The sequence below is a fragment of the Pseudomonas sp. BNK-45 genome (genome assembly GCF_047456255.1).
Lineage (GTDB): Bacteria > Pseudomonadota > Gammaproteobacteria > Pseudomonadales > Pseudomonadaceae > Aquipseudomonas.
Genome location: NZ_CP179909.1, coordinates 4931535 through 4943425, shown reverse-complemented (window position 1 = coordinate 4943425; position 11891 = coordinate 4931535). Strand labels below are relative to the sequence as shown.

Annotated in this window: 11 protein-coding genes; 3 read left to right on the top strand and 8 right to left on the bottom strand. The window is 66.4% G+C overall.

The features are described 5' to 3' along the window. Nucleotides 1–6 precede the first annotated feature (6 nt). From ACMGG8_RS22150 to ACMGG8_RS22130, 5 genes are read right to left on the bottom strand one after another with little or no spacing between them, the layout of a single operon-like run. A complete protein-coding gene (locus ACMGG8_RS22150) occupies nucleotides 7–651 on the bottom strand; it encodes a tetratricopeptide repeat protein (RefSeq protein WP_060838809.1) in 645 nt (214 codons plus the stop codon). After that, complete coding sequence (locus tag ACMGG8_RS22145; protein WP_108543048.1) at nucleotides 648–1457, bottom strand: SDR family oxidoreductase; 810 nt, start codon at nucleotides 1455–1457, stop codon at nucleotides 648–650. The genes ACMGG8_RS22150 and ACMGG8_RS22145 overlap by 4 nt, the downstream gene beginning before the upstream one ends. Next, nucleotides 1444–2118 (bottom strand): TenA family transcriptional regulator, encoded by a 675-nt coding sequence (locus ACMGG8_RS22140; RefSeq protein ID WP_108543050.1) that lies wholly within the window; start codon nucleotides 2116–2118, stop codon nucleotides 1444–1446. The genes ACMGG8_RS22145 and ACMGG8_RS22140 overlap by 14 nt, the downstream gene beginning before the upstream one ends. Then, nucleotides 2115–3596, bottom strand: coding sequence for an AMP-binding protein (locus ACMGG8_RS22135; protein WP_414158415.1), 1482 nt, complete (start codon nucleotides 3594–3596; stop codon nucleotides 2115–2117). Before ACMGG8_RS22135 ends, ACMGG8_RS22140 begins: the two co-directional genes overlap by 4 nt. Next, nucleotides 3586–4275 (bottom strand): thermostable hemolysin, encoded by a 690-nt coding sequence (locus tag ACMGG8_RS22130; RefSeq protein WP_060843286.1) that lies wholly within the window; start codon nucleotides 4273–4275, stop codon nucleotides 3586–3588. Before ACMGG8_RS22130 ends, ACMGG8_RS22135 begins: the two co-directional genes overlap by 11 nt. A 209-nt stretch (nucleotides 4276–4484) precedes the next feature. Between ACMGG8_RS22130 and ACMGG8_RS22125 the strand changes: the two genes are divergently transcribed. Then, on the top strand, nucleotides 4485–5030 hold the full coding sequence (locus tag ACMGG8_RS22125; RefSeq protein WP_060838814.1) for a cytochrome b: 546 nt from the start codon (nucleotides 4485–4487) through the stop codon (nucleotides 5028–5030). Between the two features lie 13 nt (nucleotides 5031–5043). Here ACMGG8_RS22125 and ACMGG8_RS22120 read toward each other — a convergent pair whose 3' ends face one another. From ACMGG8_RS22120 to ACMGG8_RS22110, 3 genes are all read right to left on the bottom strand, one after another. Then, the gene (locus tag ACMGG8_RS22120; protein ID WP_414158414.1) at nucleotides 5044–6150 is read right to left on the bottom strand and encodes a DNA alkylation repair protein; all 1107 of its coding nucleotides are present in this window, start codon (nucleotides 6148–6150) and stop codon (nucleotides 5044–5046) included. 212 nt (nucleotides 6151–6362) lie between these two features. After that, nucleotides 6363–8186 carry a monovalent cation:proton antiporter-2 (CPA2) family protein gene (locus ACMGG8_RS22115; RefSeq protein ID WP_060843289.1) on the bottom strand — a complete coding sequence of 608 codons (1824 nt, stop codon included), beginning with the start codon at nucleotides 8184–8186 and terminating at the stop codon, nucleotides 6363–6365. 174 nt (nucleotides 8187–8360) lie between these two features. Further along, a complete protein-coding gene (locus ACMGG8_RS22110; RefSeq protein WP_016966118.1) occupies nucleotides 8361–9251 on the bottom strand; it encodes a LysR family transcriptional regulator in 891 nt (296 codons plus the stop codon). 170 nt (nucleotides 9252–9421) lie between these two features. Here ACMGG8_RS22110 and ACMGG8_RS22105 point away from each other — a divergent pair, with 170 nt between their 5' ends. Further along, nucleotides 9422–10504: a 4-oxalomesaconate tautomerase gene (locus tag ACMGG8_RS22105; protein ID WP_414158413.1), complete on the top strand. Its 1083-nt coding sequence runs from the start codon at nucleotides 9422–9424 to the stop codon at nucleotides 10502–10504. Between the two features lie 43 nt (nucleotides 10505–10547). Next, on the top strand, nucleotides 10548–11873 hold the full coding sequence (dctA, locus tag ACMGG8_RS22100) for a C4-dicarboxylate transporter DctA (protein ID WP_060838818.1): 1326 nt from the start codon (nucleotides 10548–10550) through the stop codon (nucleotides 11871–11873). Nucleotides 11874–11891: the final 18 nt, after the last annotated feature.

Here is an 11891-nt window from a genome sequence, read left to right as displayed (position 1 = left end):
TTCCGGTCATCTGATTTTCTTGCCCACCTCGGCCAGCAAGGCCCGGATCTCTTCGCGCCGGCCCTGGTCGGCCACTTCCCGACCGGGGCGCGGCGGCGCCTGCAGGGCCTTGAGCAAGGCGACCCGGGCTTCGCCGTAGCGGCCCTGGCGATACAGGTGGTCACCCCAGAAGTACAGACTATCCAGGCCCTCGGGGTTCTGCTGCAAGGCTTGCCGGAGCAACTCCTCGGCCTTGTCGGCGTCGCCGAAACCGATGGGCCAGCCGGGAACGCGATCATACAGCGCGGCGAGGCTGGTGTAGGCGGAACCTTGCAGGGCCTTGGGGTCCAGGCCCAGGGCCAGTTCCAGGTCGGCCTTGGCCGCCTTGGCCTTGCTCAGGGCGCCGAGTCCGCCCTGGGCGCCGGCCCAACTGCTGGTGACGATGCCCGACCAGATCCAGGCCTCCGCCAGCGCGGGACGCTCCTGGGTAAAGGCCCGGGTTTGCGTGGCCAGTTGTTCAAAGGCCGCCGCCCGCTGCTCGGCCGGCAGTTGGTACTGAATGTGCGCCCAGCCTTGCTGGATACCGTTCAGACGCTGCTGGTCGGCGGCATCCAGGGCCCAGGCGGGCAGGCTCAGACAGCCCAGCAACAATGCACTGATCAGGGTTTTCATGGTTCCTCGTGCTCCCGTTCGGAACGGATGCTCAGCCGCCGGATCAGCGGCAGGTGTTTGCGCAGGCCGCGATCCACCAGATTCGGCAGCAGGCTGTTGAGGCGGACAAAGAAACGTTCCGGCCAGCCCAGGTACAACTCGCGGTGGTCGCCGGCGATGGCGTGCAGCACCGCGTTGGCCACGGTCTGCGGATCGTCGACATTGCTTTTCAAGGCATCGTTCAAGGCCTGGGCCGCGGGGCTGTTCATGCTGGTGCGGGTGGCGCGCGGCGCCACATAGAGCACGTTGACCCGGGTGTCCGCCAGCTCCCGGCGCAGGGCCTCGGAAAAACCCCGCAGGGCGAACTTGCTGGCGCAGTAGGCGGCGTAGCCGGGGTAGCCGATGGAGCCGTAGGTGGAGCCGACGTTGACCACCATGGCGCTGGGAGCCTGTTGCAGCAGGGGCAGCAGCAGGCGGGTCAGGCACATCGGCGCGCCGATGTTGACCGCCAGCATGGCGTTGATCTCGGCATCGTCGAGCTGTTCGAGCATGGCGAAGTGGTTGATTCCGGCGGCGTTGATCAACAGGTTGACCCCGCCGATGGCCTCGGCGGCCAGCAGCACCTTGCGCCGGTCGCTGAGGAAGGTCAGGTCCGCCGAGACCCAGCACAGCTGGTCGGGGTAGCGCGCCAGCAGGTGGGCCAGGGGCTCCTTGTGCCGGGCCACGGCCAGCACCCGGGCACCACTGGCGCACAGGGCCTCGGTGATGGCCAGGCCGATGCCGCCACTGGCGCCGGTGAGCACCGCGCGGGTTTCAGACAGACGCATGGGCGCTCTCCCCGACACGTGGCAGACCACGGAACATCTCGCTGTACAGGTGGTAGACCACCTTCGAGGCATGGATCACTGCGGCCTGGTCGGCGGGATCGTCGAGACGATCCATCAGGCGCCGGTAGGTCTGCATGTGTTCGATGTCCAGGGCGCCGTGGGACGCCAGGTAGCTGAACGCGCTCTGCGGCAGTTGCAGCGTCTCCCGTATGCTGCCGGCGGCCAGGGTGGCCAGGGCGATGCTGGTGCCTTCCAGCACGTTGACCATGCCGAACAGGCCCACCGGGTTGCCGCGGGCGATCAGGTCGTAGAGAAAGCTCACCATCAGTTCGATGGCCAGGCAGGGCTGACCGTCGCGCACCGCCAGGCGCTGGCCGCCGCAGGCGACGATGTCGTTGAGCACCCATTGTTCGTGGCCGTACTCGTCCTCGATGTACTCGCACACCGCGCCGCGCAGCCATTCCAGGCGCTCGGGCAGGCGGGCGCCGCAAGCCATCATCAGCGGCACGGTGTGGCGCACGTGGTAGTAGGCCTGGACCAGGAAGGCCCGGTAGCCCTCAAGGCTGACCTGGCCCGCCAGGGCTTCACGAATGATCGGCAGGTTGAACAGTTGCTCCCGCTCCTGGGCGGTGGCCGCTTGCAGTTGGTCAAAAAAACTCATGACGATGATTCCTCGGAGTGAACAGTCGGGCAGAGCAGGTCGCGATAGTGTTCGACGATGGCCTCGCGACGAGGCCGGCCGTTGGCGGTCAGCAGGCCGTTGGCCGGGGTGAAGGGCTGTTGCAGGCGGGTCCAGTGATGGACCTGGGCGTAGTCGGGCAAGGCCTCGTTGGCCTGGGCCACGGCGGCGGCCAGCTGGCTGTCGCTGCAGTCCGCGCGGTGGGGCCAGAGCAGGGCGTGGTTGCGGGGCTTGGCCTCGCCGTAGACGAAGGCCTGGGCAATGTGGCTGCGCTGGGTCAGTTCGGCCTCGACCCATTCGGGGTTGACGTTGCGCCCGTAGCTGGTGACGAACTGATGCTTCTTGCGGCCCTTGAGGTAGAGGTAGCCGTCGCTGTCGAACTCGCCGATATCGCCGCTGTGCCACCAGCCATCGGTCGTCGCGGTCTGCCCCAGGTAGCCCAGCAGCACCGAACCTTCGATCAGTACCTCGCCATCGGCCGCCAGATGCACCCGGACATGGGGCAAGGGCTGGCCGACGCTGCCCGGACGATGAGCCCCGGGACGGTTGAGGCACACCACCGAGGCGCATTCCGACAGCCCGTAGCCTTCGTAGACCGGCAGGCCCAGGCGTTGGGCCCGTTGCAGCAGCTCCAGGGACACCTTGGCCCCGCCGACCGCGGCGAAACGCAGGTGGGTGGGGTTGAACTGGCGCTGCTCGGCGGCGGCCACCAGCAACAGCAGCAACTGTGGCACCAGGATCAGGCTCTCGGCCTGGCGCTGGGCCAGGCAGCCGAGCAGGGTCGGCGCGTCGACGCCGCTGGCGCCCTGGATGCCCAGGGTCTTCTGGCTGGGCAGGCTGAGGGTGGCCCCGGCGTAGAGCGCGGCGTAGCAGCCCAGGTTTTCCAGAAGAATCCCCAGCGGCAGCAGCGCCAGGTGATGGCGCGGATTGCTGGAATGGCTGGCCTGCTCCAGCTCCCGGGCCACCCGCAGCAGGCTGTCGGCGCCCAGGCATACGCCCTTGGGGGTGCCGGTGGTGCCGGAGGTGAAGGTCAGTTTCGCGGTGCCCGGGGGCATGATCGACGGCCCGTCGAAGCGCCGGCGCCAGAACTCGCCCTGGCGCTGGTAGCCGGCGGCTTGCAGCGCTGCGTCCTGGCCGTCTTCGGCCACCAGCAGTTCGGCGCGGCTGTGTTCCAGGCAATGCAGGCGCTGGGCGTCGGTGAAGAACGGTGGCAGGGTCAGGCAGGCCAGGCCCTCGAACAGCGCGGCCAGATCCCACAGCAGCAGTTCCGGGCCGTTGTCCAGGACCAGCGCCACGACCTGCACCTGTTCATCGCGCAGGCGTTGCTGGCGGTAGATCACCTCGGCGTAGAGGGTGGCGTAGTCCAGGCGCAGGCGGTCGCCCCACAGCGCGATATGCACGGTCTTTTGTTCGGCGTGTTGGCGAAGCGCTTCCTTGAAACGCTGCACTTCAAGCGACATGACTGCTCTCCTCGAACGACAGCGGCAGGCCCAGGCGGTTGAACATCCCCATGTTGCGCAAATGGATGAACCCCGCCCGGATACTGCCCACATGCACGGCTGGCTGGCTCTGGTAATAGCTGCCCCAGTGATGACGGTCTTCACCCAGGCGCTCGGGGTCGGCCACGCACAGGGTCAGGGGGCGCAGGCCCAGGCGATGGAAACTGTTGACCAGGCCGACGTTGCCGGTGAACGCCACCCATTCCAGGTCACCCATGGCCAGCAGCCAGGTGATGGCGATGATCGACAGCCGCGCGCTGCCGGTGTCGCTGGCCGCCAGGTTGCCCACTTCCACCACGCCCTGGCGTTCCACCGGGCCTTGCACCGGGCGTTGTGCGGCGAGGTTGATCAGGTCCTCGATGGGCTCGTCCAGGTAGCGTTCCAGAAACAGCGGGCCAGCCTTGGCCAGGCGCACCCCGGCCACGGCGCACAGCGCGCCCTGGGGATCGCTGAGGCCGAACAGCTCGGGCATGAATTGACGGATATCGGCGCCGTGAACCTGGCGAAAGCGCTGGCTGACGTAGGTTTCGAAAAGTGCTCGCTGCCCGTCCCCGGGCAGGCTGCGGTCCAGGGTGAGGGGTGGGGCGCAGTCGCGCCCGAAATGCAGCGGCAGATGGATGTTCCAGTCGAAGCCAGGCATTGATATAGAGCCTCCCGGGGCGTGTTGGGGAGGAGTATCGGCAGGCTTTCTTAAGCCAATCTGAAGATGGCAAAGAGACAGTTCTGCGCTCTTCAGGTTGCCTTAAGGCTGGCCCGGCAAGGTGGCGCACCCGGGCAGCCAAAGGCGTTGCACGGGCCCTGCGACGACCTGAACGACTCGGGCGTCCCGAACCACCGTGAGGACTGTGTATGACTGCTGAAACCGCACCGCTGCGTTACGCGCGACTGTCGATCCTGATGCACTGGCTGATGCTGGCGTTGTTCGTCGGCGTCTACGCCTGTATCGAACTCAAGGGCCTGATGCCCCGGGGCAGCACGGCCCGGGGCCTGTTTCTCGGACTGCACAGCCTGTTCGGCATCAGCATCTTTGCCCTGGTGTGGATTCGCCTGCTGGCGCGCCTGCAACCACGGCCGGCGATCTCCCCGGCGCCGGCGGCCTGGCAGACCGGGCTGTCGCACCTGATGCACCTGATTTTGTATGGCCTGATGATCGCCACGCCGCTGCTGGCCTGGCTGATGCTCTCGGCGGCGGGCAAGCCGGTGCCTTACTTCGAGTTCTTCCTGCCGGCTGCGCCGGTGCCCGTGGACCCGGACCAGGCGCGTTTCTTCAAGCACTGGCACGAGCAACTGGGCAACGCCGGCTATTGGCTGATCGGCCTGCACGCCGCGGCCGGGCTGTTCCACCACTACTGGGTGGGCGACAACACCCTCAAGCGCATGCTGCCGGGCCGCTAGTCGGCGGGGGCCCTCAGGGGATCGACAGCTCGAAATGCGCGCTGGCCACGGGTTCGCCGTTGACCCGCAACTGCACGCCATGGCGCCCCGGATAATGGCGCCGGGTGGTCAGCTCACGGATCGGCTGGCTGCGGCCCAGGTCCACCTGGGCCAGGGCGGGCAGGGTGAAGGTCTTGAGCTTGAACACCTTGCTCGCCGTGGCGCCGGAGGCCTTGACGTAGTCGATGGCGTAATCCACCACCAGGCGCTGGTCGCGGGGGCTGGTGGAAGCCAGGGTCAGGGACAGATTGAGGCGTTCGCCCAGGCGCAGCTGCCCGGGAGTGACCTGAAAGCGCCTGACGTCGACCTCGGCCCGGGCTCCGGCGCCGATGATCGCCAGGGCCCGGCGCTCGCCCTGCTTGATCAGGCTGCGCAGGGCATGGCGGGCGATCCAGGCGCTGTGGGGATTATCCAGGGGCCAGCCTTCCAGGCGCTGCATGACCCACTGCGGATGGTCCTTGGTGATGTCGTTGAGGTGGTTGGCCACCGACTTGCGCACGTACAGGCTGGGGTCGCTCCTCAGGCGTTCGAGAATCGGCGCCGCCAGCTGCGGGTCGGCCTGCAGCTGTTCCAGGCGAAACGACCAGGGCAGCCGCGGGCGACTGCCCTCGCTGGCCAGGCGGCGCACGTGTTCATCCGGGTCGCCGGCCCATTCCTGCATCTGGGCCAGGGTGCGGGCGCAATCCTGGCGCAGGAAATGCCGCACGGCGAACTCCGAGGAGCCGAAGCCGGTGAAGTACTTCAATGCCGCCATCGACAGCTCGAAGTCATGCAGGCCATGGCTGGCCACGTAATGCGGCAGGAAGATGCACACGAAGCGGCTGTTCAGGCGCGGCGCCAGGGCCCGCAGCAATGCCAGGCTGGTGGGGTAGTCCAGCTCCAGCACCTGATGCAGGCTGTCGCTGACCCGGGCCAGGCGCTGCATCAACGACAGCTCGGCGAGATTGTGGCCGGCCAGTTGCAGGAAGCCTTGGCGGTCGAAGGCCGGGTACACCGCGAACATGGCGTCGGCGATGTGCTCCAGGCGTTGCTGGTTGAAGATTTCCTTGAGGGCCGGGGCGTTCTCTTGGGTGGAGCTCATGGGGCGTATCCATTCAAAGGCGAGGCGGCGCTCACTGTACACAACCCCTCCTGACAGAACCTGACGGTAGTCGCTGGAGGGAATGGTGTGTCCTTGCGTCCTTCAGAGCATTTGCCGGCGTCCTCGAGGCCGCCTTCGCCGGCAAGCCGACTCCTACGGAGTGTGCGTGCCGCAGGTGTAGGAGCTGGCTTGCCAGCGAAGGGAACGCTGCGTCAGCGCATGGGCGGCAGCGGGCTTTCGAGCTGTTCTTCCTGCTCGTCGGCCTCGAACAGCCGGGCCAGTTCGGCCCGGGCCTCCTGGGCGCTCTGCAGCACTTTGGCGGCGTCGTCGTAGACCGCGTGCTGGGCCGCCAGCAGCTGTTCGTCGTGCTGGGTGAAACGCTGGATTCGCGAGTCGGCCTGAGCCTGGCTCAGCCCCAGGCCGACCAGGGTGCGACGGCTCATTTCCAGGCTCGAGTAGTAGGTTTCCCGCACGGCCTGGGCCTCCAGGTCCACCAGCCGGTGCACGTGCTGGCGGTTGCGCGCCCGGGCGATGATCTTCAGGTGCGGGTAGAGCTTGCGCACCTGCTCGGCGGTCTTGATGTTGGTCTCCGGGTCGTCGGTGGCAATCACGAAGTACTCCGCTGTGCCGACCTTGGCCGCACTGAGGATTTCCGGGCGCATGGGGTCGCCGTAGAACACCGGCATGCCGCCAAAACTGCGGATCAGTTCGATGGTGTCCACCGAGGTGTCCAGGGCCACGAAGGGGATTTTCTGCGCCCGCAGGATACGCGCCACGATCTGCCCCATGCGGCCCATGCCGGCGATCACCACCCGGGGGCTATCCGCTTCGATCTGGCGGTATTCGGCGGGCATTTCCAGGGGTTTGGCCTTGGGTTTGAGCCAGCGCGAGCAGGCCAGCAACAGCAGGGGCGTGAGGGCCATGGACAGGGTGATGGTGAGCACCAGCAGGTCATGCAGGCGGGCCTCGAACAGGCCCTGGTCGCGGCCGATCTTGAACACCACGAAGGCGAATTCACCGCCGGCCGCCAGCACCACGCCCAGGCGCAGCGCGCTCTCGCGATTGAGCTCGCCGGCCAGCCGCCCGACCACGTACAGCAGCGGCAGCTTGAGGCCGATCAACAGCAGGGTCAGGCCCAGCACCGCGATGGGCGCGCTGAGCAGCAGGCCGATATTGGCGCCCATGCCGACGCTGATGAAGAACAGCCCCAGCAGCAGGCCCTTGAAGGGTTCGATCTGCGCTTCCAGCTCGTGGCGGTACTCGGAGTCGGCCAGCAGCAGGCCGGCGAGGAAGGCGCCCAGGGCCATGGACACGCCCACCAGATCCATCAGCCAGGCGGTGCCGATCACCACCAGCAGGGCGGTGGCGGTGGACACTTCCGGCAAGCGGGTGCGCGCCACGATGCGAAACACCGGACGCAGCAAGTAGCGTCCGCCCACCACCACCACGGCGATGCTGCCCAGCACTTGCAGGCCGTGGCGCAGGTCCTCGGCGCTGCTGGTGTGGTGATCGTTGCCGGCCAGCACCGGGACCATGGCGATCAGCGGAATGGCGGCGATGTCCTGGAACAGCAGGATGGCGAAGGCCATGCGCCCGTGGGGGCTGTTCAGCTCCTTGCGCTCGGCCAGGCTCTGCAGGCCCAGGGCGGTGGATGACAGGGCCAGCCCCAGGCCCAGCACGATGGCGCTGTTCAGCGATTGGCCGAACAGAAACAGGGCCACCACGCCGATCACCGTGCCGGTCAACAGCACCTGGGCCAGGCCGACGCCGAACACCGCCTTGCGCATCACCCACAGGCGCTTGGGCGACAGCTCCAGGCCGATGATGAACAGCAACAGCACCACCCCCAGCTCGGAGATATGACTGACGCTTTGCGGGTTGCCCACCAGCCCCAGCACCGACGGGCCGATCAGCACCCCGGCCAGCAGGTAGCCGAGCACGGCCCCCAGTTGCAGGCGCTTGGCCAGGGGCACGATGAGCACGGCGGCGCAGAGGAACACGACGGCGGCTTGTAGCAGGTTGCCTTCATGGGGCATTGGGGGGACTCCAGGGAAAACGGGGCACAGGTGATGACAAGGGCTCACCGGTGACGATGAGCGCACGGGTGTCGCCAGTCTGCGCCCGGATAAAAACGGCGTGGATGTCCTGAGACTGGCGGTGCGCCCTTCAAGGCACGTTGGAGTATGGGGGGCGTTGCCGGGGTGTGCCGGTCAATGTGGCCACTGCTCCAATAGGATCGCCACAAATTTTTCCGCCGCCGGCGACAGCGATGCGCCGCGGCGGTACACCAGGCCCAGGGTGCGGTTGACCACCGGCTCGGTCAGCGGAACGCTGACCAGGGTCGGGTGATCGGCGGCGGGCATGGCCAGGCTGGGCATGGCCGACACCCCGAGCCCGGCTTCCACCATGCCCAGTGACGTGGACAGGTGCTGCACCTCGTAGAACCACTGGGGCCGCCAGCTCAAGCCGGACAGGGCATGGTCCAGCAGCATGCGGTTGCCGCTCAGGCGGCCGACGCCGATCAAGCGATAGTCGCTCAGTTCCGACCAGGTCACCGAGCTGCGCTCGGCCAGTTCGTGGTCGCGCCGGCAGGCCAGGACAAAGGGTTCGTTGACCAGTGGCACGAACTCGATGTCCGGGTGCTGGCCGCTCATCATGTTGATGCCGAAGTCCGCTTCGCCGCGCAGCACCGCTTCAAGGCCCTCGTTGGCGCTGAGGTCGAGCAGGCGGATGCGGATTTTCGGGTAGCGCTGGTTGTACAGGCGAATCACCGACGGCAGGAAATAGAACGCCGCCGTGGGGATGCAGGCCAGGGTCACCTGACCGATCTGCCGTTCCGCCAGCTCACGGATGTTGAGGATCGAATCGTCGAAGTCGTCCAGCAGGCGGCGGGCCTTGGGCAGGAAGTCGCGGCCGACGCTGGTCAGGCTGACCTTGCGCGTGGTGCGATCGAGGAGGGCGGTGCCCAGCCCCTCTTCGAGCTTTTTCATGCGCCGGCTCAGGGCCGGTTGGGACAGGTGCAAGGCGTCGGCTGCTTCGTGAAAACTCCCCAGTTCGGCGATTTTCACGAAAGATCTGATGTCCTGGAGCTCATATTCCATGGGGGCTACTCAAGGCGGGAGTCGGGTGGGGCGCTGGCGGACACGATATTTAATTCATGCGCCAAACGCAATAATCTCTCTGATCTTTGCATTGGAAACACATTTTAATCCCTGACACTCTTGTGCCCAGAACATCAATTACCTCGATTGATCAACAAGAGTCAGTGTTCATGCAACGAATTCCTTGTGTGTTGATGCGCGGCGGCACCTCCAAAGGGCCGTTTTTTCTGGCCTGGGATCTGCCGGTGGCCGTGTCCGAGCGTGATGAGCTGTTGCTCAACCTGATGGGCTCCGGCCATGAGCTGGAAATCGACGGCATCGGCGGTGGCAGCCCGCAAACCAGCAAGGTGGCGATCGTCAGTCCGTCGCTGCACCCGGAGGCGGATGTCGATTACCTGTTCGTCCAGGTCATGGTGTCCCAGCGGCGGGTCGATACCGCGCCCAACTGCGGCAACATGCTGTGCGCTGTCGGGCCTTTCGCGATCGAGCAGGGGCTGGTCAAGGCCACGGGTGCTCAGACCCAGGTGCGGATCCGCAACCTCAACACCGGCACCCTGGTCCATGCCCAGGTCCAGACTCCCGATGGCAAGGTCAGCTACGAAGGCGGCACCACGATTGACGGCGTGCCGGGCAGCGCAGCGCCGGTGGCCCTGACCTTTCTCGATGCCGCCGGGAGCAAGACCGGCCAGTTGTTCCCCACCGGCCAGCCCCAGGATTTGATCGACGGCATTGCCGTGACCTGCATCGACATGGCCATGCCCATGGTGCTGGTGCAGGCGGCCTGCCTGGGCAAGCGCGGCGATGAAAGCCCCGCCGAACTGGACGCCGATACGGACTTTCTCCAGCGCCTGGAGAGCCTGCGGCTCAAGGCCGGCCTGGCCATGGGCCTGGGGGATGTCAGCGACAAGGTGATTCCCAAGCCGGTGCTGGTGTCCCCGGCCCGGGCGGGGGGCACCCTGGCGGTGCGCTATTTCATGCCCCACAACTGCCATCGGGCCCTGGCCATCACCGGCTCCATCGGCCTGGCTACCGCCTGTGTCACCGCCGGCAGCGTGGTGGCCGAGATGCTCGGCGGGATCAGTGAACCGCGTCTGCATCAGGTTCGAATCGAACACCCCAGCGGGGCGATAGATGTCGTATTGTCCTACAGCGGAACCAGCCCCGAGACCATCCGCGCCTCGGTGGTCCGCACCGCTCGCCGGTTGTTTTCCGGGTATGTCTACGCGCCTGCTGCACAACGTCTAGCCGGTTAGTCGACGCGCTGTCGATCCTGGTTGCATCAGAACAATTCTAAAAATGGGTGATGCCATGAAAGTTGTTAAATCGCTCTACTTCCAGATCCTCTGCGCGGTGTGCCTCGGGGTACTGGTGGGGCACTTCTGGGCCCAGCAAGCCATTGCCTTGAAGCCGCTGGGCGACGCCTTCATCAAGCTGATCAAAATGATGATCGCTCCCGTGGTGTTCTGCACCATCGTCACCGGCATCGCCGGCATGAGCGACAAGCGTTCCCTGGGGCGGCTGCTGAGCAAGACCATGCTGCTTTTCCTGGGCCTGACGCTGATCAGCCTGTTCATCGGCCTGGCGGCGGTCTACCTGTTCCAGCCCGGCGCGGGGATGAACATCGACCCCACCCGGCTGAACACCCAGGGCCTGTCCCAGTACACCGAGTCGGCGGCCAAGCTGGGGGTGGTGGAATTCTTCATGCACATCATCCCCGAGACCTTCATCGGCGCCTTCAACAAGGGCGAGGTCCTGCCGGTGCTGTTTATCGCGGTGCTGTGCGGGTTTGCCCTGTCGTCCCTGGGCGAGCGTGGCAAGCCGGTGCTGGAGGTACTGGAGTCGGCCTCGCAGATGGTGTTCAAAATTTTTTCCTACCTGATGCGTTTTGCCCCCGTCGGCGCCTTCGGGGCCCTGGCCTTTACCGTGGGCCAGTACGGCATCACCTCCCTGGGCGCCCTGGCCAAACTGATCATGACCCTGTATGTCGCCTGCGGCTTCTTTGTCTGCGTGGTCCTGGGGGGCATTTGCCGGGCCAACGGCTTCAGCCTGTGGAAGCTGCTGCGCTACCTGCGCGAAGAGTTCCTGGTGGTGCTTGGCACCTCGTCCACGGAGCCGGTGATGCCGCGCATGCTGGAAAAACTCCAGGCCCTGGGCTGCCGCAAGAGCGTGGTGGGGCTGGTGCTGCCCACCGGCTACTCGTTCAACCTCGATGGCACGGCGATCTACCTGTCCCTGGCGGCGATCTTCATTGCCCAGGCGTGCAACATCGACCTGAGCGCCGGGCAGGTGGTCACCATGCTGGCGATCATGCTGCTGTCGTCCAAGGGCGCCGCCGGAGTGACCGGCAGCGGTTTCGTGGCCCTGGCCTCGACCCTGACGGTGATTCATGACATCCCCCTGGCCGGCCTGGCGTTGCTGATCGGCATCGATCGCTTCATGTCCGAGGCCCGGGCCCTGACCAGCCTGGCCAGCAACGCCGTGGCAACCGTGGTGATCGCCATTTCGGAGCAGGCCTGCGACCGCCAGGTGCTGTTGCGCACGCTCGATGGCCAGCCCCTTGCGGCCCAGGCCGCTGCTGCCGACGACACCCCGGCGAGCGCGCTGGCGAACAAGCTCGGCTAGACCCGCCAGGCCGCACCG

Bases quoted from the DNA above. Each gene is read 5' to 3' on its own strand.
- ACMGG8_RS22150 (WP_060838809.1), bottom strand. From the start codon at position 651: ATGAAAACCCTGATCAGTGCATTGTTGCTGGGCTGTCTGAGCCTGCCC.
- ACMGG8_RS22145 (WP_108543048.1), bottom strand. From the start codon at position 1,457: ATGCGTCTGTCTGAAACCCGCGCGGTGCTCACCGGCGCCAGTGGCGGC.
- ACMGG8_RS22140 (WP_108543050.1), bottom strand. From the start codon at position 2,118: ATGAGTTTTTTTGACCAACTGCAAGCGGCCACCGCCCAGGAGCGGGAG.
- ACMGG8_RS22135 (WP_414158415.1), bottom strand. From the start codon at position 3,596: ATGTCGCTTGAAGTGCAGCGTTTCAAGGAAGCGCTTCGCCAACACGCC.
- ACMGG8_RS22130 (WP_060843286.1), bottom strand. From the start codon at position 4,275: ATGCCTGGCTTCGACTGGAACATCCATCTGCCGCTGCATTTCGGGCGC.
- ACMGG8_RS22125 (WP_060838814.1), top strand. From the start codon at position 4,485: ATGACTGCTGAAACCGCACCGCTGCGTTACGCGCGACTGTCGATCCTG.
- ACMGG8_RS22120 (WP_414158414.1), bottom strand. From the start codon at position 6,150: ATGAGCTCCACCCAAGAGAACGCCCCGGCCCTCAAGGAAATCTTCAAC.
- ACMGG8_RS22115 (WP_060843289.1), bottom strand. From the start codon at position 8,186: ATGCCCCATGAAGGCAACCTGCTACAAGCCGCCGTCGTGTTCCTCTGC.
- ACMGG8_RS22110 (WP_016966118.1), bottom strand. From the start codon at position 9,251: ATGGAATATGAGCTCCAGGACATCAGATCTTTCGTGAAAATCGCCGAA.
- ACMGG8_RS22105 (WP_414158413.1), top strand. From the start codon at position 9,422: ATGCAACGAATTCCTTGTGTGTTGATGCGCGGCGGCACCTCCAAAGGG.
- dctA (WP_060838818.1), top strand. From the start codon at position 10,548: ATGGGTGATGCCATGAAAGTTGTTAAATCGCTCTACTTCCAGATCCTC.